The organism is Actinoplanes flavus (assembly GCF_017592555.1).
GTDB classification, from domain to species: Bacteria; Actinomycetota; Actinomycetes; order Mycobacteriales; family Micromonosporaceae; genus Actinoplanes; species Actinoplanes flavus.
Genome location: NZ_JAGFNS010000005.1, coordinates 74,552 through 97,355, shown reverse-complemented (window position 1 = coordinate 97,355; position 22,804 = coordinate 74,552). Strand labels below are relative to the sequence as shown.

The window sequence follows — 22,804 nt, the reverse complement described above, 5'->3', positions numbered from 1 at the left end:
AACGGACGTTCGAGGCGGGTAGAGAGTTGGTAACGCCACTCCAGATTCCGTCTGTTCAGCGACCGTCGACGAACCATCCAGGCACCCAGCGACGTCGGTGACACTCTGGAGGCCGACCGCCTGCCTACGGCGAAGCACGGCTGCGCCCTGGGCTTCACGGTGACATCGGTTCAGCAGGGCCGTCACCTCCCCACCTCCCGGATCATCCCTACCCGGCGGGGTGGCACTGGCTCAAGGGCCGGCGGCAGGTCGTTACATCCCCGTTGGAGGGCGGAACGGCGCAGAACAGCTGGCGGTCGCTGAGCCAGTCGGCAATCTCCAACAGGCGGCAATGCTTCTGGGCCGCTCAACGGGCTCGCGGTCAGGTCGTCCGGGGCGGCGCCCTGAGCCGGTGTCTGGTCGCGCACTTGATGGCCATGGGGCCGCTTTCCGGTTGAGGTGTTGCTAACCTCGCAGCCTGATGAGCGATGTTCCGCCGCCCAGCACCGACGAGGCACCTCCGGCCCTCGCTGATCCTTTGGCGTTGCTGCGGGTTCCGTTCGTCTTCTCCCAAGACGGACTCCTCGGCACCGACGACTTCGTGAAGCAGGCGAAACAACGCGGTCACGACGTATCAGTGGACGGCCTTCGCCGCTATCACGAGCTCGGGTTGCTCCTTCCGCTGTTCTGGGCATGCGACGACATGCGGGAGGACCTGCGCATTGAGGTAACACCGGTGCCTGCCCACAATCCCTGGGGCTGGACTGTCAAGGCGGCCCGGGACGGCAAGCTGCGCGATCCGCAGAAGGATGACACCGTTGACGTCCCGCCGTACCACCGACCGGCGGACGTCCCACACCGGAGTGGCAGCCATTGGTGGAACGGGTACACATACTCGCCGTGGCAGCTACTCGATCTGCATTCGGTCATCAACCAGTACAAGATCATCAAGGCCGGCTGGCGAGACGGCCCCGATCGGGAACGCGTCGAACGGACCCGCCGACGCGTCTACGCCCTGGCGGTGTTGTCCCCTCGGTTTCTGTCCGGCGTCCTGGGTCAGATCCGACTGCCTCCGGGCTCTCAAGAAGACACGCTGTGGCAGGTCCGGCACCAGTCGAACACTCTGGAGCTGCTACAACTCGCAGGGTTTGACCCGGCCGATCTACGCAGAGAAGCCGAAGCCCTGCTACATCTCGCCAAAGACCGAGACCCACTCGCCGACTGGCTACCGCTGGTCCGGCACGCCAGCTACCGGGCCTGGTCGAAACTCAAGGGCGACGCTCTCGACTGCATCTGGTTGCGCATCGGCGCCGAGGTCCTACTCCGCGCCCACGAGAGCCTGGCCGCAGACGGTCAGCTGGAACCGCTGCCGAGCCTTGAAGGCACCGAATGGTGGCAGCCGCTCCACGACCGTATCGGCCCGCACACCGAAGAGGCCGACTCTCTGGAACGCGCTCTCGGCACCTACGGCCTCTCACCGCACCCCCGAGTTCTGCTCATCGTTGAGGGCGAGACCGAACTGGATCACGTGCCGCGGCTGTTGAGCGAGTTCGGTCTGTCGCGGCCCGAGCAGGTACGGGTTCAACTCGGCAAGGGCTCACGGGTCAACGCGCATCTGATCGCCCGCTACGGCATCGCGCCACGGCTGGGCAAGACGATCCACGGCACTCAACTGATCGACCGCACTCCCACAGCCCTGATCCTGGCGATGGATCCCGAGAACAAGTTCGCGAGCAAGGAGAAGTGCGACACCGAACGCCGCAACCTGCAAAACGCCATCCGGGAGGAAGTCAGGCTGCAGGGTGGCCGGATCGGGCAGGCGGATCTCGACTATCTCGTGGAGATACGGGTGTGGGGCGAGGACAAGTACGAACTCGCCAATTTCACCGATGACGAGCTGGTGCCGGCCATCACCGAACTTGCCCGCCAGCAGAACCGGCTGGGCGTGGACGACCCTGCCTGGCAGACGCAGCTTCGTGCCGGCCTCGCCGCTGCCCGTTCGCGGCACGACGACATCAAGGTTCCTATGGGCCAGTCGCGAGTGGCCCAGGACAAGACTGAACTTGCGCGGCTGCTCTGGCCGACGCTGCTCGGTAAGGTCGAGGCCGAATTGGCCGCTGATGAGGTACTCACCCCTGTACTCGCGCTGGTCCTCGCCGTACGCGAGAAGGTCGCCATGCTTTCCGGGCCAGGCTATTCACTTCAAGATCCATAGAGCGTTCACCTGTCCACACCGGTGCCGGGACCGCGCCTAGGCCGAAGGTCAGCGGCGCAGGCGACACCGTGCGCCTTGGATCTCAGTTCCCGGGCCCGCGACGGTCGATGTCACTCGATCGGATTATCCAGCAATGCGCGGGACGTGCTCAGACTGCTCTTAGTGTCGCTACGATCGCCGCGGGATGTCGGACCTAAGGCGGTGGGTTTACCGGGCCGCCGGGGTGGAGGGCAACGCGGGTGGGTAAGCGCGCCAATCGTAGGCCGATCTCGTCGGCAGCAAAGACGCCCCAGCTGGAGATCGTCGCCGTACTCGGCGTCGGGCACGGCGGTGCCCAGCTCGATCAGGAACTGGCCATCTGCCGATCGGCTTTGCTGTACGCGGACCATGTGACTCTGGCGAGCCCGCGCCTGTTTGCACTGGTGGCGGCGCTGGGCATCGTTTCGGTGACGCCGCAGACATTTCAAGAAGTGATGAATCGCGCCCTTCGCGACAGCGGTGACGCGATGCGGGAGGCCGCAGAATCCACACGCCAACTCGGTGAGGTCCTGGACGCCTTCCCCAGCCGCCATGAACTGAACCCTGCCCAGCGACGCGAGAAGGCATCGCTTCTGCGGCGGTTCGACCAAGACCTTGATGGCCTCCGTGGGACAGCTCGCCGAAGCATTTCAGAACTCGGTGGCGATGAACTGATCCTCGCGATCCAGGAGGGCGTTCTGACACTCGAACCTTTGGTCCACGCCGAGGAGGAATTCGACGACCTTCCCACGGACGTCCTAATCGGCAGATACGTCGACATTGTCCGCCGGTCGCTGGCCGGCGGGCAGAACTACCCGTTGTTCGACGCCAGCACCGGAGACCTCGCACGCCTGGGTATCGATGCAGGCTATTTCACGAGGACAGAAGCCACCTTGGCCCGCAGCAAGAACGCCGCGGCCGGAACCGGCTTCATCGACCGGCTCCCCAGCATCCCGTTCGCGGACATGTCCGAGGTTCTGGACATCCGGCAGGAGCTGCGTGCACCGCTAGGCAGATTCCGAAAGGCAGTGTCCGGTCTGTCCTCGGGGCTCGACGTCCCTCCCGAAGACGCCGAGTTCAGCGCCGTATTGAATGCCCGCTGGATTCAAGAGGTGCAACCCGCACTCGACGAAATCGAGGAACGCATCCAGCAGGATGCGTCCTTACGTGCGCTCACCGCAAAGTTCACCGCCGGCGTCGTGGACCCGCTCAAGTCCGCGTTACCAGCCGCTGGACTTGGCAGCCTCAGCTTCGCCGCCGGAGTTGATACCTGGATGGGTGCCGCCGCCGTGATCGGCGCTGCCGCGGCGGCACCAGCGGTGAAGGCGGTCCAGGAACGGCGCAAGGCGATACGTGACATCGAGAAGCAGCCGTACTATTTCCTCTACAAGACTGAGGAAACGGTCAGGCCCCGCGAGCTGCGCTGAGCCTCGGACCACCTGGTCCCGAGATGCTGACAACTCACTTCGTGATGGCCCGCCACCTGACCAGGCCGCTCCGCCGAGATCAGCAGCCGGTAGGTTGTGGCGCTCTCGGCCGGGTACACCACCGGACTCAGGAGCGCGGGGTGTACATAATGACAGCGAGGGCGTCAGGCAGATGGCGGAGCCGGTGAGGTCGTAGCGGTCGGAGGCGAACTGGCCGTTGACAACCTGATGTCGTTCCAGGCGCTGCTGCACCGCGGGGTCGTAGCGTGCCGGGTCCTCGGTGACCGCGGCCAGGTTGACGGTGATGGCCGCCCAGTGCGACGCCCTGTGCGTACGGCTGCGGTAGATGTTGTCGTTGGCGCCTCTGGTGTGCCACTTGTCGAAGACGTTCTTCTCCGTGAAAGCGAGCAGTGTGTCGTACTGCTTGCGGTAGCCGGGATCGTCGTACACCCGCGGGGTCTGCCGCATGACCCGCAGGGTCGTGGTGGCGTGCCGCCAAAAGTAGCTCTCGTAGAGCGGCACCTCGACCCCGGTCGGTTGCAGATCCTCGCGCATCGACACCCAGCCTAGGCAGTTGTCGCGGTACTGGCAGGTCGGTAGGTCCTTCGACGGTTTGGCGGTGGCCGTCACGCCGGTGATGTACTCCAGCGCCCGGTCCAGGTATCGGCGGTTGCCGGTGGCGCGGAACATGGCGGTGTTGGCATCGACGGAGTAGGACAGGTCGTAATGTCTCCAACTGTCGCCGGTCCGGCTGGCCGGCAGCGCCTCGGTGCGCTCGAACGCCCACGTCTCCAGGAAGCGTTTCTCCCAGTGCGACACCGGCAGCACCGGCACCTGCGCGGACACAGCCGGGCTCGGCACTGTCGAGCAGGCAGGGGTCGCCGCCGTGGTGACAGGGCGTTTGCTGCCGGTGAGCACGAACAGGGTCGTCGTGCTCGTGACGGCCACCGCTACAAGCGCGGCCAGCTGCCAGCGGTAGCGGATGACTACAGGTCTGCGGGGCGGGGCGTTGTCCATCCCGGTCGGCGTTCCTCTCCTGTCGACACGGCCGGTGCTCAGGTGAGGCCTCGCAGCAGGTCCGCGAAGCCCGCCGGATCCCGCAGGTGCGGCAGGCAGGCGCCCACCGGGTTCGCTGCGGAGGCGGCGCCGACATGAACGCGTGAGGCATTGACGGCGAGCCGCCGCGCCGGCAGATGGGCGGCCCAGCTGTGCCGCATCGGCTGGAGGTCGAGATCCGGTTGTCGGGCGGCGAACTGGCGGTACAGCTCGGGCAGCGCTTCGAGGTCAGGTTCGGTGTCCGCCTGGTCGACGGTGATCACCGCGTGGGTTGTGTACCGGCCGGCGAACGCGTCGGCGAGCAGCGTCGCCTCGGCGTGGCCGACCAGGATCGGTGCCCGGTTGAGGTTGAGGCCGGAGATCAGCATGGCCAGGTCGTGGGCCAGACGGCCGAGGTCGTGGTCGGTGCGTTCGGCGGACTGGCCGTGGCCGGGCAGGTCGATCGTGACAGCGGCACAGTCGTCGCCGAGGTCGGCGGCGACCGGCCACCACATAGTGCGGTCGTGGCCGAGGCCGTGCAGCAGCACGACGGGCCGGCCGAAACGGCCCCACCGGTCGTAGACGAGCAGGTTCTTCGGGGTTCCATGGGCATGGGTGATGCGGCGTGGTTGCACGCTGGATCGTCTCTCTGGTCTGCGGGTACACGAGTGCGCCACCGGCGGCAGGCAGCCGCGGGCGCGATGACGTGCTCGGGAGAACGCGAAGAAAGCGACGTCCTATATGCGCAGGACACCCAGGAGACTGAACGGCGTGCCGGCGGTGCTGGCATCAGTGCCGGCTACGACGACGGCGGTGTCGGGCGGGGCCGCGATGATCGCGGTCACCGCTACCGCGACGGTGTCGGCCAGCACCCGGATGCGCTGGGCCGGTTGCGGCGCCCAGCCGTTGCCGTGCTGATGGTCGTGGACGACCTCGTGATGGTGGGCGAGCACCGGCGCCCCCGCCACCGTGTCGCCGTGCGTGTGCGGATCGCCCGCGTGGTGAGCGGCGGCCGCGGAGAACAGCACGGTCGCGGCGAGCAGCAGGACGATCATGACCACGGCGACGAACCCGCCCGGCCGGATACGGCCGGGACGGGCGATCCCGTACGGGCCCGCGGTCACGTCTCCAGTAAATCAGGGTCGGCGGCGTGACGGTCCCGCCGAACGTGTGACAACCGGAGCCGGACATGTCGCCCGGCTCTGAGTTGGAGCCCGGGGTGAGGCTCTGATAGGCCCAGGCCGACGGTCACCTGACGATCCCAGTTGCGATGGACGTGGTCGAGCTCATCGGGGGTAGCCCTTGCCCGGTCCGGTAGCGTTCTGGCTGCTGGGGGTCCGCGAGCCCCGGTGTCGCACGGGGCTTGCGGTGTTGGCGCCGGCCGCGGATGCGGGTGCGGTGACGGCGCGGATCAGTGGTCGGCTGGGCGGCCGGGTGTCAGCACAGCGGCGATGACGGCGCCTACGGCGGAGGCGATGGCGGCGACGAGGAAGCCGTTGCCGAAGCCGGTGAGGCTGTCGCTGGCGAAACTCGCGGCGGCGACGCTCGAGACGACGGCGGCGCCGATGGAGGCGCCGAACTCGTGGAAGGTGCTCACGATTCCGGAGGCGATACCGGCCTCGTGCCAGGCGACGTTGCCGAGGGCGGTGGCGGAGGCGACGACGAACAGGGCGCCGGTTCCGGCGGCGGCGATGGAGACACCGGCGGTGACCGCGAGCGGCTGGAGGGTGATGGCGGGGACGGCCATTCCGGCGGCGGCGATGAGCAGGGCCGCGATGGCTAGGGGCCGGGCGCCGAGGCGGCCGATGAGGGTGCCGGTGAGGTGGGCGCCGAGCATGGTGATGACGGCAACGGGCAGGAACAGCAGTCCGGTGTGCAGGGCACCGTAGCCGCGGGCGTGCTGGAAGTAGAAGGTGCCGAGGAAGAAGGCGGCGACCATGAGTGCGGTGGCCATGAGGATGAGGAACGCGCCGCCGGCGACGGGGCGGCGGGCGAGCATCGTGACGTCCATCAGGGGCGATCGGGCCTTCTTCTGCCAGGCGGTGAAGGCGGTGTAGCCGATCGCGGCGGCCAGGACGAGCCCGCCGGTGGTGAGGGTGAGCCAGCCGTGGTCCCCGGCTCGGATGAGCGCGTAGATGAGGGTGGCTGTCGCTGCGGTGACGAGGACCGCGCCGAGGATGTCGAGTTGCGGGCGCGGGTTCTGGCCGGTGGTGGCGGGCAGCACGACGGTGAGCGCGGCGATCACGGCCAAGCCGATCGGGACGTTGATGAAGAACACCCAGGGCCAGCCGGGGCCGGCGGTGATGAGGCCGCCGAGCAGGACGCCGAGGGCGGCGCCGCCGCCGCCGAGGGCGGACCAGACGCCGAGGGCTTTGTTGCGTTCGTCGCCGGTGAACAGGGTGACGACCAGGGACAGTGCGGCCGGTGACAGCAGGGCGGCGCCGACGCCTTGGGCGATGCGGCCGCCGATGAGCATCTCGGCGGATCCGGCGAGTCCGGTCGTCAGGGACGCGGCGGTGAAGATGAGAAGGCCGGTGAGTACGACGCGTTTGGCGCCGATAAGGTCGGCGATGCGCCCGCCGAGCAGCATGAGGCCGCCGAAGGTGAGGGTGTAGGCGCTGACGGTCCAGGTGATCGCGGCGCGGCTGAGGCCGAGGTCGGTCTCCATGTGCGGCAGGGCGATGGCGACGACGGTGACGTCGAGGATGAGCATCAGCTGGGCGATGCCGAGCAGGGCAAGGATGCGCCATCGCAGCGGATGGCTGGTGAGGGCCTGCTGAGTTTCGTGTGTGGTCATGACACCCTCCGCGTTAACTCGTATTGCTGTGTACGACTTACAAGCGGAAGGCTATCTCGTACATTCCCGTACGAGATAGAGTGGGTGGCATGGTTTCCGCCGACACCCGCCCGCGGCGGCGCGCCGACGCCGAGCGCAGCATCACGCGTATCGTGTCCGCCGCCCGGGAGTGCCTCAGCCGCGATCCTGACGCGACCATGGACGACATCGCCAAGGTGGCCGGGGTCGGGCGGATGACGGTGTACGGGCATTTCCGCACCCGGCCTGAGCTGGTCGAGGCCGCCCTCGGCGAGGCGTTGCGGGCCGGTGAGCTGACGCTCGCCGGCGTGGATCTGACCGGTGACGCGCGGCAGGCGATGAACCGGCTGCTGGCCTCCAGCTGGTCGCTGGTCGCGGAGTCGGCAGCGCTGCTGTCGGCGGCGCAGCGGGTGCTGCCCGAGGGGCGGCTGCGGGAGTTGCACACCGGCGCCGCTGACCGGGTGCAGCAGTTGATCGGCCGGGGGCAGGACGACGGCGCGTTCCGGACCGATCTGCCGGTGACGTGGCTGGTCAACGCGGTGCAGTACATCCTGCACGGTGCGGCGGAGGAGATCCGTCTGGGTCGTCTCGACCCGGTGCGGGCTTCCGGTGTCGTGACCGCCACGGTGCAGTCGATCCTGGCGGTTCCGGCTGGAGGAACCGGCCTGCCGCAGCGTTAGGAAACGTCCAAGCCCGCCTCGCCATCCGGCGCGACGGGCTCATGGGCGCCGGGGTCACCGGCTCAGGCGGGGCAGCTTCATGGCCAGGGCGGCGGTGGCGGCGGCGAGGGCGAAGCCGGTCCACGGTTGTGCGGCTTGCAGGGCGAAGCCGGTGATCGCGAAGGCCGGAAGCAGGACGGCGTAGGCGATGCCGTGCCGGCGCAGCCGCCGGTCGGTGCGGGCGATCGCGGTGCCGAGGACGATCGCGGACACGATCAGGAAGAACGTGGCGGTCAGGGCGACGACGAAGAACGCCGGGCCGTAGGCGGTGTCGGCGTTGAGGGCCGGCATGCCCGGCGTCCCGGCGAGGTGGGCCCGGCCGATCCCCGGCTGGACGAAGGTGGCGCTGCCGAAGGTCGAGGCCAGGAACACGTTGGTGATCGTGGTCAGCACCAGGCCGGTGATCGCCATGCGGGCGGCGCGGCCGTGCACGAGGAACGCGGTGACGGCGACGGCACCGAGGACGGCCAGGGCGGCGCCGAGGATGCTGGCGCCGAGGTGGCTGATCAGGAACACGTCGGTGGTGATGTAGCGGGCGTAGGCGTCGAAGTCATCGATCGGCGGTTGATGGGTCCAGGTACTCAAGCCGAGTAGTGATCCGTAGGCCGGCAGGGCCCACAGTCCGGCGCGGGCGGCTCGTCTCGCCCTGCTGCTGGATGCGGTGACGTGGGCCGGGTGGGCGCTGGTGTCGGTCGGGAGCGTGCGCATCTCGATCGCCTCTCTCATGGTGCGTAGCGGGTGAGGGTGGGCGGGTCCGGTGCTCTGCCGGGGCCGGTCGGCTCCGGCGGAGCGCTGGGACAGCACCCGGTGGTCATCGGGTGGCCGGGGTGTTCTCGGTTGGCGTGGTGGCGGGTGTGCGGTTGGTGAGGGTGATCGCGGCGAGGACGGCGGCGGCGAGCGCTACGCCGGCGGCGCCGAGCAGGGCTGCCGAGTAGCCGCCGGTGAGCGCCGCCGGGTCGCCGAGTTCATCGGCGCCGTGGGCGGCGGCCAGTGCCGTCATGGCGGCCAGGCCGAGGGCGGAGCCGATCTGGTAGCTGGTGTTGACGATGCCGGAGGCGAGTCCGCCCTCCTGCGGGCGGGCGCTGGACAAAGCGGTGCCCAGGGACGGGATGAAGGCCAGCGCCATGCCGAGCGCGGCGACCAGCGAGGCGGGCAGCACGTCGGTCAGGTAGCTGCCGTCGGGGCGGATCAGGGCGAGCCAGCCCAGACCGGCCGCCAGCACCGTCAGACCCGCGACCAGGGTGGTCTTGGTGCCGAACCGCGCGATGACGCGCGGGGCGAGGACGATCATGCCGGCCATGATGAGCACGGTCATCGGCAGCAGCGCGGCGCCGCTGGGGAAGGCGCTGAAGCCGAGGACCTGCTGCAGGTAGAGGTTGAGGAAGAACCACATCGGAATCCAGGCCGCGCCGAGCAGCAACTGGGCGAGGTTCGCCGCGGACAGGTTGCGGCTGGTGAAGATGCCCAGCCGCATCAGCGGCTGCCGGCGGCGGGCCTGGATGATCAGGAAGGCGGCGAGCAGGATCGCGGATCCGGCGAGCGTGAGCCAGGTGGAGGCGCTGTTCCAGCCGGCCTCCGGGGCGCGGACGATGGCGTAGACGGCGGCGGCCAGACCGCCGGTAACCGTCACTGCGCCGGCCAGGTCGAGACTGCCGGGCCGGTTGCCCCCGGCGGGCATGAGCGCCGGGGTGGCGATCAGGGCCAGCACGGCGATCGGGATGTTGAGGTAGAACACCCACGGCCAGCTGACGTATTCGGTGATCACGCCACCGAGGAACACTCCTGCGGTGCCGCCGGCCGGGGCAGCCGCCCCGTACAGCGCCAGAGCCTTGGTGAGCTCGGCAGGCCGGTCGCCGAACAGCATCATCAGCAGTGTCAGCGCTGACGGCGCGATCAGGGCGGAGCCGGCGCCCTGGACGGCGCGGGCGGCGAGTTCGAGTTCGACGGTGCCGGCGAGGCCGGCGGCGGCGGAGCCGGCGAGCAGGACGGCCCAGCCGGTGGCGAAGATGCGGCGGGCGCCGTACAGGTCGGACAGCCGCCCTCCGAGCAGCAGCAGGCCGCCGAAGGCGACGACGTAGGCGTTGAAGACCCAGGACAGATTGCTCGGGGTGAAGCCGAGGTCGTTCTGCATCTTCGGCAGGGCGACGCCGATGATCGAGGTGTCCATGATGACCATGAACTGGGCGAGGGCGATGAGCGCGAGCGCCCACCACCGGTGCGGACTGCGGGACATGACCGAACCTCCTTAGTACCCCCAGGGGGTATCTGCGTTCGGCGTCATTGTTACCCCCAGGGGGTATAAGCGGTCAAGGGTGCGTGTCGATTGACTTCCGCGTCACAGCATTGGACGTGCGGCTTTACCGAGATACCCTAGGGGGGTACGGTAGCGACGGCTGGAGGGTGCCGGGTCATGGCTCATGGCTACATCACGGACAAGGACGACTACCTGAAGCGGCTGCGCCGGATCGAGGGCCAGATCCGCGGACTGCAACGCATGGTCGACGACGAGACGTACTGCATCGACATCCTCACGCAGGTGTCCGCCGCGACCAAGGCGCTGCAGACCGTGGCACTCGGGCTGCTCGACGACCACCTCGCGCACTGCGTCGTCGACGCGGCCCGCGACGGCGGGCCCGACGCCGACGCGAAGCTGAAGGAGGCCTCCGACGCCATCGCCCGCCTCGTGCGGGCGTGACCCGCTCCCCCAGCGCAGCACCCCGTCAACACCGACAGCAAGGAGAAGCCGATGTGCGGCAGCGATACCGCATGCGCCTGCGCCACCACGACCCCCGTCACCGAGCCGGCGTCGGCGCCGGACGGCACCCGAACGGTGTACCAGGTCGCCGGGATGACTTGCGGCGGCTGCGCCGGCCGGGTCAGTAAGCAGCTCACCGACGTTCCCGGCGTGCGTGACGTCAGCGTCGATGTCGCCACCGGCGCGGTCACGGTGACCAGCGCCGCGGCGCTCGACGACGACAGCGTGGCCGCGGCCGTCGCCGCAGCCGGCTACCAGCTCGTGCGCTGACCTGACCGGAGCCGCGGGCCCGCCGTCCGCACGAGATGCGGCCCGGCGGAAGGGTGCCCCCCTTTCGCCGGGCCGGCAGGCAACTACACCGGCGGCAGGACACCGTCAGCGTCTGGGAACTTGCAGCCGATCTTCGGCTCGCAGAACGCGGCCATGGCTACGGAGCGTTCCCCGATCACCGTCACGCCCGCCCGGTGAGCACCCGGAGAGCCCGCGGCCATGCCCCGCGATTCACGGGCGGTCGTCCGAGTTACCGGCCAAGGTGTGGAACATGACGCCGACCTGCTCCGGCGACAACTCGGGCTGTTCGGACAGCCACCAGTCGACCAGCCCCAGGAAGGCGCCGACGACGAATCGTGCTCGCGCCGACACCGGCACCCGCGGCGTAGCCTCCCCTACCGTGAACGCGTCACGCACCGTGTCGGTGAGCATCCGCTCGATCTGGCGCAGCACCGTATTGCCACTCTCACCGAGCAGTGCGGCAGCGAGGCTGCGCTGCTGGTGGACATGGCGCAGCAGGGGCACGGCGAACCCGAGCAGCCGACGCTCCGCCTGCGTGGTGGGCAGCGCGGTGATGATCGCGTTCAGCCCGGCAAGGCAGTCACGCAGCAGCGCGTCCTTGTCGGTGTAGTGGTTGTAGAACGTCGACCGGCCCACGTCGGCGCGATCGATGACGTCCTGCACGGTCACCGACTCATAGCGACGCTCGGCCATGAGGTCCAGCAGCGCGGCCCGCAAGGCCGGCCGGGTACGCCGCACCCGCCGATCAACGACCGTGGCCATCATCACTCCCCGTTCCGGGACAACCGCTCCCGCACTGTCCCGTTGTGAACGCGTCGCCGCTGACTGATCCTGGCCGCAGCCGATCAGGGGGGCCACGCTGATGGACACGATGTTCAGAAATGAACGCACTGTCCGTCAACAGGAGCAGGCACATGACCCATCCGAGTCCGCCACCGTTAACCATTCCCGTCGGCGAACCGCAGGCGATCCGGGTCGGCCGCCGTCGTGTCGTCGCGCTCGTCGAGGCCGTCGGGCCGGCACTGCCCGCCCGGGCCACCTACCCCGGCCTGGACGCCGACAGCCTCACCGCCTTGCTCGCCGCCACCGGCTCCCCCGCCACATCGACGCCCTACCTGCACATGGCCTCGCAGGGCTTCGCCATCCTCGGGGCCGGCCGGATCATCATCGTCGACACCGGACTCGGCGGCCCCAAGCCCGGACGCCCGCGTCCTCGCCCGGGCCTGGACTCCCGCTGGCTGCACACCGCGGCGCAGGCGGGCATCGACCCGGCCGACGTCGACACCGTCATCAACACCCACCTGCATCACGACCACGTCGGATGGAACACCACCATGACCGGCACCCGGCTCCGGCCGACGTTCCCCGCCGCGCAGTATCTGAACACCGCGCCCGAGTACGTCCATGCGACCGCCCGGCCACAGCGACACGTCCACGACAGCGTCCTGCCCCTCGACGCCGCCGGCCAGTTGCACCGCTGCCCGCCCGGGTATCGCCTCGACGACGAGGTCCGTCTCGTGCCCGCGCCAGGACACACCCCCGGCCACACCCTCGTCGAGATCACCAGCCACGATGAGCGGCTCGTACTGGCCGGCGACCTGATCCACCACCCGCTACAGCTTCGCCGCCCCGACCTCGGCACCTCGCTGTGCACCGACGCCGACCAGGCCGGCCAGACCCGGCGAGCCATCCTGGACCGCTACGCCGACACCAACACCCTGATGCTCGCCAGCCACCTTCCCACCGGCGGCCATCTGCACCGCGACGGCACCGGGTACCGAATCCAGCCCGTTCCCGCCCGCACCCGCAAGGGCCCCGTCGTCTCCGGCGAGGCGAGGCGTTCTACGAATGACGACTGACCGGCATACCGCACGCTGGCGTCTCACAGCAGTGTCCGCAGGTCGGTGATGAACCGGCGGCCGGCGGCGAGGGCCGCGAATCGGCCCGGAACGTCGTAGATCTCCTGCCTCCACCTGTCAGCGGCCTGCGGATGCGTCTCGGGCCCGAACGGTGGCCGACTGTAGACGGCGAGCCGGGCCGCCGTGACCCCGGACGGGGTGGTTGCCGGGCGGCAGTGCCGCAGCCCGGCTGCATAGCCGGAGAGTAGGCGCGGGTCGGTGGAGGTTCGCACCAGGCCGCGGTACTGCTCGGGGAGTTCGGTGATCTGCAGGTCCCGCAGATAGGTGTCGACGTCGACGCACAGTCCCTCCGTGGGAATCGGGTCGACGGCCACCACGGCGTGGGTGGCGTAGCGCGCGGCGAACAGGGCGGCCAGCGCCGCCGACGGGCCGTGCCCGACGACGACGGGGGCGCGGCGCAGTTGCAGGCTGGCGATGAGCGTGGCCAGGTCGTCGACGAGGTCGCCGGGGTCGTAGTGGTCCCGGCCGGGTGAGCCGCCGTGGCCGGGCAGGTCGACGGCGACGACGGTGGCGTACGGGCGCAGGTCGGCGGCGGCCGGCCACCAGCAGGTCCGGTCGAACAACACCGCGGGGATGAGCACGACCGGCCGGCCGGTCCCGGCCCACAGATCGAAGCACCACCGTCCACCGGCGGCGTCGAATCGGTGGGTGGTGCGTAACGGCGGCAGGATCTCGGTCACGGCTGCGGCCTCGCGTACGGCAGAGGGCTGCGGTCGCTCGCGCGGTGCGATCGATACTGACTGGTGATAACGGCGTGACGGTTCACGAAGGTTCGGCTTTCGCGCAGAAGACAGGTGGGCGCCATCGCCGGGCGGGCGTGGCGCTTCACGTGTGTTGTGGCCATCGGCTGCGAGGAACGCGTATCCCCGTGCCCGGGGATACGTGTTCACGACCGGTGTCCTATATGCGGCTTATACCGATTTGGGTCAAGGTGACGGCCGGTGCCCGCAACGCGATCAGCGGCAGCGCTGCGGCCGGGGCGCTGGTGTCGGCGCAGGCGGTCATCGCCGGGAGCGTGACGACGCCGGCCCGTACAGCGGGTTCGGCGATGGGGGCGTTCACGTCGCAGTGCCCGGCTGTGGTGTCTGCCGGCCGGCTCGTCGTACGGTGCTGCCCGGCTGCCGGGCTTTCGTGGTGATGGCCTGCAGCTGCGGCAAGGCTCGTCTCGTGCGGGCCGGTGGTGCAGTGTGTGCTTTGCACGAGCCCGACGCCGGCCAGGGTGACCACGACCAGCAGCCAGCGCAGCAGCCATGAGGCCGTCGGCTGGTGGGGTCGCATCACCGGGCCAGGTTACGACATCGTAGGTGCGACGGCCGCGTGGTCACCGCGGGCGGGCGCGGCGCCGCCGAAAAGGTGTGCCGCGGCCGCCGCCGGTGGATACCGGTGCCGGGTATCTTGCACGGCATGAGTGAGGCGAAACCGGCCGGGCCGCACGGGTACTCGGCGGAGAAACAAGCGCTGATGGCCCGGCTGAAGCGGGTCGAGGGGCAGATCCGCGGACTGCAGCGGATGGTCGACGAGGACACCTACTGCATCGACATCCTGACCCAGATCTCAGCCGCGAAGAGCGCCTTGCACGCGGTCGCCGTCGGCCTGCTCGAGGATCATCTGCGCCACTGCGTGGTCCACGCCGCCGCCGAAGGCGACGTGGACGCGAAGATCAAGGATGCGAGCGCAGCGATCGCCCGGCTCGTGAAGTCCTGAGCCGGCCGCCCGTTCCTACCGGCCGGAGCCGATCCAGTCTCGCAAGTGCTGTGCGGTCTGCGCCGGGTCGACCGACCCGATCGCGCGCTGCCGCAGCCTGCCCTCGTCAGGTGCGGTAGCGATCGGCACGGCCGCAGCCGGGACTGCAGTGCGCTGGATGTGCAGCTGGGCACGGAGCAGCTCTCGGTGGTCGGCTGCCGCCGAGGCCACTGCGGCCCCTCGCCGTCGCCTCCGGATGGCCAGCAGCGTGGCACAGGTCAGCAGGATCAGAACCACGGCGATGAGCGAGGTCCGCAGCCGGACTGCAGATTCGGTATCGGGCTGCGCGACAGCCGTGTCGGCGGGGATGGCCGTAGCGATGCGCATCGGCATCGCGGCGACCGTCACGCGATCACCACGGCCCGCCTCGATACCGGCGGCCACGGCGACCAGTTCACGAACCTGAGCCAGGTCGACTTTCGTCGCGGCGGCTTCGTCGACGAGGACGGCGACGCTCAGTTTGATGATGCCGCCGGGTGCGTTACGGCGGGTCTCGTGCAGTTCGTCAAGGGCGTTGACGCGCGCCACGTTGCTGCTGTCGTAACGGGTGCCGCCGTTGTCACCGACGTAGGAGCGCCCGCTGATCCGCTCGGACAGGGCACCGGCGAACGGGCTCCGCCGGTAGGTGCTGCTGGATGTCGTGACCTGGTCGAGGTCGAGCTCCACGGTGGTGGCGACCGTCGAGCGGCCAGGGCCGAGCACGGTGTCCAGCAGGTGCTGCACGGCGGCTTCCATCCGGTCCTGAAAGGCCGCGGTGGTGGCATCAGTGCCGGGCGCCACGCGGAGCAAGCCGCTGCCGGAGCCTCGCGTGACGGTGGAGGCACCCGTGATCGCCTTCCGCTGCGCCGACGCGGCGCCCGCATACGCGGGCCCGGCACCGACACTCGCGCCCCCGGCAAGGGTCAGCGCCAGGAGCGCGACGATCAGGATTCCGGCACGCCTGCCGCTAGACGAACTGCCCGAACCTTGGGCAGCCAGGACGAAACGATTGCTCACAGCCTGCCTCCTCACCGCTTCCCGAAACGCCGCTGGACCACCCGTCAGATGCGACGGCATCAACCGGCGATGCCATCGGTCGGGTCTGCCTCATCGCTCGACGGCACGGCCGGTTGATCAGTCCTGCGGTTGCGTCTGCGTTGCATCGCCGCCGTAACCGGTCAGCGCGGGACGCGCGGCATGCGGTCACCCTCGACTGCAGGTGGCCGGTTCGGGCGATGAGGCGCGGACATCCGGTCACGATCGGCGGGCCGGAAGTCACCGTGGACACGACGCAACGGGTGACCCCGCCGGGCCACGCACAGCCACCACGTTCGGGTCCGCGTGTTCCCTTTCACAGATCAACATCACTCCACGTCAATCACATATCAGCACAGGGTATTGACAAACCTCGCAGCTGCCCTACAAACCGGACTCCGTCCCGTGATGCCATCACTGTGGGTGAGCAATTCGCGGGTCGAGGGTCGGCGCGGGCTGGGCTATCAAGGAGAGGCGGCGGGCACAGGCTCGCCGGTCGTGCCGACCTGGACCACGCCGAGCCCTGCCCCGGTCCGGCGGCACGCGCCCACATGACGAGTCATGAGGCAATCGGGGGCAGGGACGGGGGAACCACTATCGGTCCTCGACCGGCACACCGCACTGCGGTGGCCGGGACATGAGGGCCTCGGGGTGAAGCCGCCAGCGTGCGGCCGGGCAACCTTCGCGCCCGAACCCGACAGCTAACCTCGCAGGCGTGCCGGAGGGATTCCTTCACCGTGCGCGTAAGCACCCTGAGCCGGCCCGCCCGTACCCTGGGAGTCGGCACTCTCGCCCTGTCCGTGGGTCTCGGTCTTCTGACCGGCGGACTCGGCACACCGCAGTCAGCCTCCGCCGCGCCGCCATCCTCGGCGGTCGCCACCACACAGGTGTCCTCGCAGACCAGCGTGGCGTTCAGCCAGACCGGCATCACCGTCAAGGCGGCAGCGTCCCAGGCCGCCAGGTCCAAGGCGGCCGCGAACCGTGTGCTGACCGAGGCGGCGAAGCACAAGGGCAAGAAGTACAAGTTCGGCGCGGCCGGGCCCAAACGGTTCGACTGCTCGGGCTACACGATGTACGTCTACAAGAAGGCGGCGGGCAAGAAACTTCCGCACAAGGCCCATCTGCAGCAGCGGTACGGCAAGGCCGTCGCCAAGTCCAACGCCCGCCCCGGTGACCTGATCGTCATCCGCAAGGGTACCAAGGGCACCCATGCCGGCATCTACGCCGGCGGCGGCAAGATGTGGGCGTCGCCGCGGACCGGCAAGACGGTCACCAAGCAGAAGATCTGGAGCAAGAACTACGTCGTCCGGCGCCTGGTCTGAGTCGGTTCCCCCTGCTGATCGCTCTTGGCGTCAGGGCTCCACGCAGCGCCGCCTGCACCCGTCCTTGGCGGGGGTGCAGGCGGCGCTGTCGTACGCCTACTTCGTGATGCTGGCGAAACGGCGCAACCGGAGGCTGTTGGCGACGACGAACACCGAACTGAACGCCATCGCCGCTCCGGCGATCATCGGGTTGAGCAGTCCGGCAGCGGCCAGCGGGAGGGCGGCCACGTTGTAGGCGAACGCCCAGAACAGGTTGCTCTTGATGATGCGCAGAGTTCGCCGCGACAGGCGGATCGCGTCGGCGGCGGCCATCAGGTCACCGCGGACCAGGGTCAGGTCGGACGCCTCGATGGCGGCGTCGGTGCCGGTACCCATGGCCAACCCGAGGTCGGCCTGGGCCAGCGCGGCGGCATCGTTGACGCCATCGCCGACCATCGCCACGACCTTGCCCTGTTCCTGCAGGCGTTTGACGACGTCGACCTTGTCGGCCGGCAGGACCTCGGCGATCACCTCGTCGATGCCGACCTGCGCGGCCACGGCCCGGGCGACGGTCTCGTTGTCGCCGGTGAGCAGCACCGGTGACAGGCCCAGCGCCCGTAGCTGGGCGACGGCGGCGCGGCTGGTCGGCTTCACGGTGTCGGCGACGGCCAGCACGCCGCGGGCCTGACCGTCCCAGCCCGCGACGACGGCGGTCTGTCCCGCCGCGTGCGCGGTGGCGACGGCCTGCTCGACGTCGGCGGGCACGGCCAACCCGGCCTGGCGCAGCAGTGCCGGGCGGCCGACGTGCACGGAGTATCCGTCGACCGTGCCGGTGACGCCGAGTCCTTCGGTGCTGGCGAACCCGGTGGTCGGCGGCAGCGGTGCTTCGTCGGCGGCTGCTGCGGCGATGGCCTGGGCGATCGGGTGCTCGGAGGCGGCCTCGACTGCCCCGGCCAGGCGCAGCAACTCGTCACGGTTCACGCCGTCGGCGGGGACGACGTCGACCAGGCTCATCCGGCCGGTGGTGACGGTGCCGGTCTTGTCGAGCACGACGGTGTCCACGGTCCGGGTCGACTCGAGGGTCTCGGGGCCTTTGATCAGGATCCCGAGCTGCGCGCCGCGGCCGGTGCCGACCAACAGCGCCGTCGGCGTGGCCAGGCCGAGCGCGCAGGGGCAGGCGATGATCAGCACGGCGACCGCGGCGGTGAACGCGGCCGTCCAGCCGGAACCGGTGCCCACCCACCAGCCGAGCGTCGCGACGGCGAGGGCGATCACGATCGGCACGAACACACCGGAGATCCGGTCCGCAAGCCGCTGAACGGCGGCTTTACCGGTCTGAGCCTGCTCAACGAGTTTCGCCATCTGCGCGAGCTGGGTGTCGGCGCCGATCCGGGTGGCACGCACGATCAGCCGGCCACCGGCGTTGACGGTCGCGCCGACGACCGGATCGCCGGGGGCGACTTCGACCGGCACGGACTCACCGGTGAGCATGCTCGCGTCCACGGCTGAGGTGCCGTCCTCGATGACGCCGTCGGTGGCGATCTTCTCGCCCGGCCGCACGACGAACCGGTCCCCCACGGTCAGGTCGGTGACTGGGATCCGCCGTTCGGTGCCGTCGCGCAGCACCGCGACGTCCTTGGCGCCGAGTTCCAGCAGTGCGCGCATGGCGGCGCCGGCCCGGCGTTTGGAGCGGGCCTCGAAGTAGCGGCCGGCGAGGATGAAGGTGGTGACTCCGGCGGCGGCTTCCAGGTAGATGGCGCCGGCGCCGGCGGTGGTGCCGATGTCGAGGCTGAACGGGTGCGTCATCCCCGGGATGCCGGCGGTACCGAAGAACAGTGCCCACAGCGACCAGCCGAACGCGGCGATCGTGCCCATGGAGATGAGGGTGTCCATGGTCGCGGCGCCGTGGCGCAGGTTGGTCCACGCGGCCTTGTGGAACGGCAGCCCGCCCCAGACCACGACCGGCGCGGCCAGGGTCAGCGACAGCCACTGCCAGTAGGTGAACTGCCAGGCCGGCACCATCGCCAGCAGCACCACCGGCACGCTGAGCACGATCGAGGTGAACAGCCGGGTCCGCAAAGTCTGGAGTTCGTCGACCGGCTGCGTCTGCTCGGCCGGGTCGTCGCCGGGCTGTTGCGGTGGCGGCGGGAGCTTCGCGGTGTAGCCGGTCTTCTCGACGGTGGCGATCAGGTCCTCGGCGCTCACCCCGTCGGGATAGGCGACGCTGGCCTTCTCGGTGGCGTAGTTGACGGTCGCGACCACGCCGTCCATGCGGTTGAGTTTCTTCTCGATCCGCGCGGCGCAGGAGGCGCAGGTCATGCCGCCGATCGCCAGCTCGATCTGGTTCGGGGCCACGGGCAGCGGCCCGGCGACGGTTGCCATGACGCTCCTCCTAGTCGTGGGTGTGGCCGTCGGCGCCGTGCCCGGACGGGCTCGGCGCGGCGGAGGCGGCCGGCGGCGCGGGGCTCGGCGGGGTGGCGGTTCCGGCGACGGCGGTGAACTCGGCGGTACGGACCTTCCCGTCGTGCTGGAAGTCCAGGTAGAGCCGGTAGGCGCCGGTTGACGGGACCTCGGCGTGGAAGGCGACGTCCGGGCCGGGCGTGGTGCGGCCGTCGCCGGGGGCGCCGTCCGGGTGCACGTGCAGGTAGGCCAGGTCACCGTCGCGCAGCGCGACCAGGTGGCCGTACGCGCCGAGGTAGGACTGCAAGTCGGTGACCGGCTCGCCGTCCTTGCTGACCGACAGGGTCAGCTTCGACGACGCGCCGGGCGTGAGGTCGCCGGTGAGGGTGACCGTGTAGCCGTCGACCGTCGCGGTCCGGGCGGTCGCCGGTAGCGGCGCGGGCTGGTAGTCGCCGGCTGCGGGGACGTCGGCGCCGAGGGTGAGACCGTCGTGGCCGGCCGGCTGGAAGTCGGCGAAGACCCGGTACTGCCCGGCGGCGGCCACGGCGAGGGGGATGGACCAGGTGCCGTCGCTGCCGAGCTCGGGGTGCACATGCTGGAACCCGGACAGGTCCCGGCGGACCACGATCAGGTGCAGGTCCTTGTCGTGGCTGGTCGTGTAATCGGTGACCAGCCGGCCGCCGGGCCCGGTGATCTGGAACCGGAACGGCTGCGGTGCACCGGTCGACAGGCTGCTGGTGAGCGGGGTGAGCCGGTAGCCGTCCTGGCTGATCTGCAGCCCGGCCGGCAGCACCGCTGCCGGGGTGTTCTGCTCGGGTGGTGTGCCGGTGTGGCCGCCGTCGTGGGCGGCCGGGGTGGTGGGTGCGGCTGCCGGGAAGAGGCTGCCGAGGCCGAGGGCGGCCGTGAACACGGCCGCCAGAGCGATCCCGAAGCCGCCCAGCTTGATGGCGGTGTTCATGACTACCTCGCGAGTTCGTAGCCGGCCTCGTCGACGGCCGCGGCCACCGCGGTCTCGTCGACGGGCTGGTCACTGGTGACGGTGACCGTGCCGGAGGCGAGGTCGACCTGGACGTCGGTGACACCGGGGATCGCGCCGACTTCGGCGCTGACGGAGTTGACGCAGTGCGAGCAGGTCATGCCGGTGACGGTGTAGGTCTGGGTAGCCATCACGATCTCCTTGCCGTTGGTGGTGAGCGGCGGGACGTCACCGCCCACGACCAACCATACCCATACCCCCCTAGGGTATCAAGAGGTGGGGTGGTGACCCGCTGCACGCTTACGACGGTTGCACCACGAAGTGCCCGTTCATGGAGGTTCCCGCCGGCCCGGTGGCTAACCGGCAGCGCACCGGTACGGTTCCACCGTCTGTTGGCGCGATGGTCAGCCGGGTCCGCATCGTCGGCGACGGTGGCGATCCATGCCCGCCTGGCCGAACGCGTCGACGGGCACGCCGCACGGACCGGATCCGGATGGCGTCGACGCCCGAAAGGTCGGTCGCCTGCGTCGGCGACACTTTCGCCGGCGAGGCGGGTCAGCGGGCGGACGTTGTCCGAGGCCGGCCTCGGGCCACGTGCCGGTCAGGCGAGCCGGAGCGTGGTCAGGCAGGTCGGGGCGTCTGCGCCGGTGCTGATCTTCGACTCGGCGGTCTTGCCGTCAGAGGTGATCCGCAGGGTGGCGGTGATGTCGCGCGGCAGCCAGAATCCGACGAAGCCGTTGGCGAAGGTGGTTCGCGGCTCGTCCACCAGGACCGTGCCGTCGGCGTCGTTCACGATCTTGACCTGGACCTGCTTGCCGGCCAGTTCGCCTTTGCAGCCGGTGGGCGCGTGGAAGAAACAGTCGTGGGTCTGCTGCAGGTACGGGCCGGCCGACAGGTAGAACCGGTCGGCGGGGATGGGCAGGCTGTACTCCTGCCCGCCGTCGGAGATCAGCAGCTCGCCAGCCCGCACGGACGCCTTCAGCCCGGCGGGGCGCTGGTGCAGGTCTAACCGGTCGAGCTGATCGATGACCTCCACCGTGCTCTTGCCCGACAGGCCATAGCGCGCCAGCAGCGGCTGCGCCTCAGCCGACGACGACGCCACAGTCGCGCTGGCCGGTCCGGCGACGGGGGAAGAACCGCCGGTACCGGTGCACCCGGCCATCGTCAGAACCAACACCGCACCCACAACGACGAGCCGTTTCATGCTGACGATTCTCCATCGGTAGTCAGTTGCACGGTTGGTCGGGCGCGGTTCAGGACCAGAACGGGCCGTCGTGCCGCCTCCGTGACGGCGACCTGGCAGGCAGAAGCCCGACGGTTGACCCTTGCCGTGCCGGCGGAGCGCCGACCGCTGACGCAGCGTCACCCAGCGAAGGTCACTGAGCCTGGTTGCCGCTGCGCTGTCGCCAGAGCAGCAGGCCACCAGCGCCGGCGATGACCGCCACAGCCAGGGCGATCCACCAGGCCACGCTCGAGCCGCCGGAACCGGTGGTGCCGGCGGCAGGCACGGCCGCCGCACTGGTGGCCGGGGTGGCCGCCGAGGTGACAGGTGACGCGGCGGCGCCCGGGGCGCTGGTGGACGTGATACCGGCGCTGGCGGCGGCGGGCTTGAGGTTGATGGTGGGTGCGGGGCTCTCGGGTTCGGGCTGGCCCTGTTCAGGTAGGTCGATCCAACGCGACACCTTGCCGTCGCTGTAGGTCTCCACCGTCTTGAACGACAGCGTGGTGGCGTCGGTGGGCAGCTGCGTCACCTTGACGGCGAATTCGGCGTCTTGGCCCACCTTCAGCGCCGGGCCGGCGATGGTGAACCCGTCGGCGCTGCTGGTGAACGTCCAGCCCCGGGGGGCCTTTACCAAGGTCACGTCAGTCGGCGCGATGCCCTGCGGCAGCACCACCCGCTCCGACACGATGCCGGCGCTCTGTGATTCGGCTTCGCCGTGGAAGGTCAGCGTGACGTTGGTGGCGCCGGCCTGCGCCTTGTCGGCCTCCACCTCCACGTGGGCGAAGGCCGGAGCTCCGAGCAGCGCGGCCGCCGCCACCCCTGTCGGCAGGGCACCGACCGTACGCTTGCCTAACGCCATCGCGCCCGGACCTCCACCTCAACCACTGACGACAAGCAGACCGTACGGGGTCACCGGTCGGCATCGGTAAGTCGTCACCCGGCCCGGGAAAGTTCCACACATCTTCCAAACCGGCC

22 protein-coding genes and 1 riboswitch are annotated in these 22,804 nt (G+C 69.8%); of the genes, 7 read left to right on the top strand and 15 right to left on the bottom strand.

Going from position 1 to position 22,804, the window contains the following annotated elements:
* Positions 1–460: 460 nt before the first annotated feature.
* Positions 461–2,194, top strand: a complete 1,734-nt coding sequence (locus tag J5X75_RS09350) for a hypothetical protein (RefSeq protein WP_208466931.1) — start codon at positions 461–463, stop codon at positions 2,192–2,194.
* Between the two features lie 1,238 nt (positions 2,195–3,432).
* On the opposite strand, the gene J5X75_RS09345 is transcribed toward J5X75_RS09350, so the two are convergent.
* The 4 genes from J5X75_RS09345 to J5X75_RS09330 form a co-directional block, all read right to left on the bottom strand.
* Positions 3,433–4,656, bottom strand: a complete 1,224-nt coding sequence (locus J5X75_RS09345; protein ID WP_208466930.1) for a hypothetical protein — start codon at positions 4,654–4,656, stop codon at positions 3,433–3,435.
* A gap of 38 nt (positions 4,657–4,694) precedes the next feature.
* Positions 4,695–5,309, bottom strand: a complete 615-nt coding sequence (locus J5X75_RS09340) for an alpha/beta fold hydrolase (RefSeq protein ID WP_208466929.1) — start codon at positions 5,307–5,309, stop codon at positions 4,695–4,697.
* A 102-nt stretch (positions 5,310–5,411) separates the two neighbouring features.
* Positions 5,412–5,798 (bottom strand): hypothetical protein, encoded by a 387-nt coding sequence (locus J5X75_RS09335; RefSeq protein WP_208466928.1) that lies wholly within the window; start codon positions 5,796–5,798, stop codon positions 5,412–5,414.
* A 287-nt stretch (positions 5,799–6,085) separates the two neighbouring features.
* On the bottom strand, positions 6,086–7,471 hold the full coding sequence (locus tag J5X75_RS09330; protein WP_208466927.1) for an MFS transporter: 1,386 nt from the start codon (positions 7,469–7,471) through the stop codon (positions 6,086–6,088).
* An 89-nt stretch (positions 7,472–7,560) separates the two neighbouring features.
* On the opposite strand from J5X75_RS09330, the gene J5X75_RS09325 reads away from it, so the two are divergent.
* Positions 7,561–8,169, top strand: a complete 609-nt coding sequence (locus J5X75_RS09325; protein ID WP_208466926.1) for a TetR/AcrR family transcriptional regulator — start codon at positions 7,561–7,563, stop codon at positions 8,167–8,169.
* Between the two features lie 54 nt (positions 8,170–8,223).
* Here J5X75_RS09325 and J5X75_RS09320 read toward each other — a convergent pair whose 3' ends face one another.
* On the bottom strand, positions 8,224–8,934 hold the full coding sequence (locus J5X75_RS09320; RefSeq protein WP_208466925.1) for a hypothetical protein: 711 nt from the start codon (positions 8,932–8,934) through the stop codon (positions 8,224–8,226).
* 85 nt (positions 8,935–9,019) lie between these two features.
* Positions 9,020–10,441, bottom strand: a complete 1,422-nt coding sequence (locus J5X75_RS09315; RefSeq protein WP_208466924.1) for an MFS transporter — start codon at positions 10,439–10,441, stop codon at positions 9,020–9,022.
* Positions 10,442–10,618: 177 nt separating this feature from the next.
* Here J5X75_RS09315 and J5X75_RS09310 point away from each other — a divergent pair, with 177 nt between their 5' ends.
* Positions 10,619–10,903, top strand: a complete 285-nt coding sequence (locus J5X75_RS09310; protein WP_203684610.1) for a metal-sensitive transcriptional regulator — start codon at positions 10,619–10,621, stop codon at positions 10,901–10,903.
* A gap of 51 nt (positions 10,904–10,954) precedes the next feature.
* A complete protein-coding gene (locus J5X75_RS44080; RefSeq protein ID WP_208466923.1) occupies positions 10,955–11,233 on the top strand; it encodes a heavy-metal-associated domain-containing protein in 279 nt (92 codons plus the stop codon).
* A 231-nt stretch (positions 11,234–11,464) separates the two neighbouring features.
* On the opposite strand, the gene J5X75_RS09300 is transcribed toward J5X75_RS44080, so the two are convergent.
* The gene (locus tag J5X75_RS09300; RefSeq protein WP_208466922.1) at positions 11,465–12,016 is read right to left on the bottom strand and encodes a TetR/AcrR family transcriptional regulator; all 552 of its coding nucleotides are present in this window, start codon (positions 12,014–12,016) and stop codon (positions 11,465–11,467) included.
* A gap of 152 nt (positions 12,017–12,168) precedes the next feature.
* On the opposite strand from J5X75_RS09300, the gene J5X75_RS09295 reads away from it, so the two are divergent.
* Positions 12,169–13,113 carry an MBL fold metallo-hydrolase gene (locus J5X75_RS09295; RefSeq protein WP_208466921.1) on the top strand — a complete coding sequence of 315 codons (945 nt, stop codon included), beginning with the start codon at positions 12,169–12,171 and terminating at the stop codon, positions 13,111–13,113.
* A 23-nt stretch (positions 13,114–13,136) separates the two neighbouring features.
* Here the strand turns inward: J5X75_RS09295 and J5X75_RS09290 are convergent, their stop codons facing one another.
* Together J5X75_RS09290 and J5X75_RS09285 are read right to left on the bottom strand one after the other, a co-directional pair.
* Positions 13,137–13,853 carry an alpha/beta fold hydrolase gene (locus J5X75_RS09290; RefSeq protein ID WP_208466920.1) on the bottom strand — a complete coding sequence of 239 codons (717 nt, stop codon included), beginning with the start codon at positions 13,851–13,853 and terminating at the stop codon, positions 13,137–13,139.
* A 220-nt stretch (positions 13,854–14,073) separates the two neighbouring features.
* Complete coding sequence (locus tag J5X75_RS09285; RefSeq protein WP_208466919.1) at positions 14,074–14,454, bottom strand: hypothetical protein; 381 nt, start codon at positions 14,452–14,454, stop codon at positions 14,074–14,076.
* A gap of 123 nt (positions 14,455–14,577) precedes the next feature.
* Between J5X75_RS09285 and J5X75_RS09280 the strand changes: the two genes are divergently transcribed.
* A complete protein-coding gene (locus J5X75_RS09280) occupies positions 14,578–14,877 on the top strand; it encodes a metal-sensitive transcriptional regulator (protein WP_208466918.1) in 300 nt (99 codons plus the stop codon).
* 15 nt (positions 14,878–14,892) lie between these two features.
* Here J5X75_RS09280 and J5X75_RS09275 read toward each other — a convergent pair whose 3' ends face one another.
* Positions 14,893–15,912, bottom strand: coding sequence for a flagellar M-ring protein FliF C-terminal domain-containing protein (locus J5X75_RS09275; protein ID WP_208466917.1), 1,020 nt, complete (start codon positions 15,910–15,912; stop codon positions 14,893–14,895).
* A 572-nt stretch (positions 15,913–16,484) separates the two neighbouring features.
* A riboswitch (cyclic di-AMP (ydaO/yuaA leader) is annotated at positions 16,485–16,661 on the top strand.
* Positions 16,662–16,667: 6 nt separating this feature from the next.
* Between J5X75_RS09275 and J5X75_RS09270 the strand changes: the two genes are divergently transcribed.
* Positions 16,668–17,252 carry a C40 family peptidase gene (locus J5X75_RS09270; protein WP_208466916.1) on the top strand — a complete coding sequence of 195 codons (585 nt, stop codon included), beginning with the start codon at positions 16,668–16,670 and terminating at the stop codon, positions 17,250–17,252.
* A 96-nt stretch (positions 17,253–17,348) separates the two neighbouring features.
* Here the strand turns inward: J5X75_RS09270 and J5X75_RS09265 are convergent, their stop codons facing one another.
* The 5 genes from J5X75_RS09265 to J5X75_RS09245 all read right to left on the bottom strand — a co-directional run bounded on the left by J5X75_RS09265 (position 17,349) and on the right by J5X75_RS09245 (position 22,688).
* Positions 17,349–19,613, bottom strand: coding sequence for a heavy metal translocating P-type ATPase (locus tag J5X75_RS09265; RefSeq protein ID WP_208466915.1), 2,265 nt, complete (start codon positions 19,611–19,613; stop codon positions 17,349–17,351).
* Between the two features lie 10 nt (positions 19,614–19,623).
* Positions 19,624–20,589 (bottom strand): DUF8832 domain-containing protein, encoded by a 966-nt coding sequence (locus J5X75_RS09260; RefSeq protein WP_208466914.1) that lies wholly within the window; start codon positions 20,587–20,589, stop codon positions 19,624–19,626.
* A 2-nt stretch (positions 20,590–20,591) separates the two neighbouring features.
* Positions 20,592–20,798, bottom strand: a complete 207-nt coding sequence (locus J5X75_RS09255) for a heavy-metal-associated domain-containing protein (RefSeq protein WP_204299584.1) — start codon at positions 20,796–20,798, stop codon at positions 20,592–20,594.
* 410 nt (positions 20,799–21,208) lie between these two features.
* Positions 21,209–21,811 (bottom strand): CueP family metal-binding protein, encoded by a 603-nt coding sequence (locus J5X75_RS09250; RefSeq protein WP_208466913.1) that lies wholly within the window; start codon positions 21,809–21,811, stop codon positions 21,209–21,211.
* 172 nt (positions 21,812–21,983) lie between these two features.
* Positions 21,984–22,688, bottom strand: coding sequence for a DUF1775 domain-containing protein (locus tag J5X75_RS09245; protein WP_208466912.1), 705 nt, complete (start codon positions 22,686–22,688; stop codon positions 21,984–21,986).
* Between the last annotated feature and the right edge of the window lie 116 nt (positions 22,689–22,804).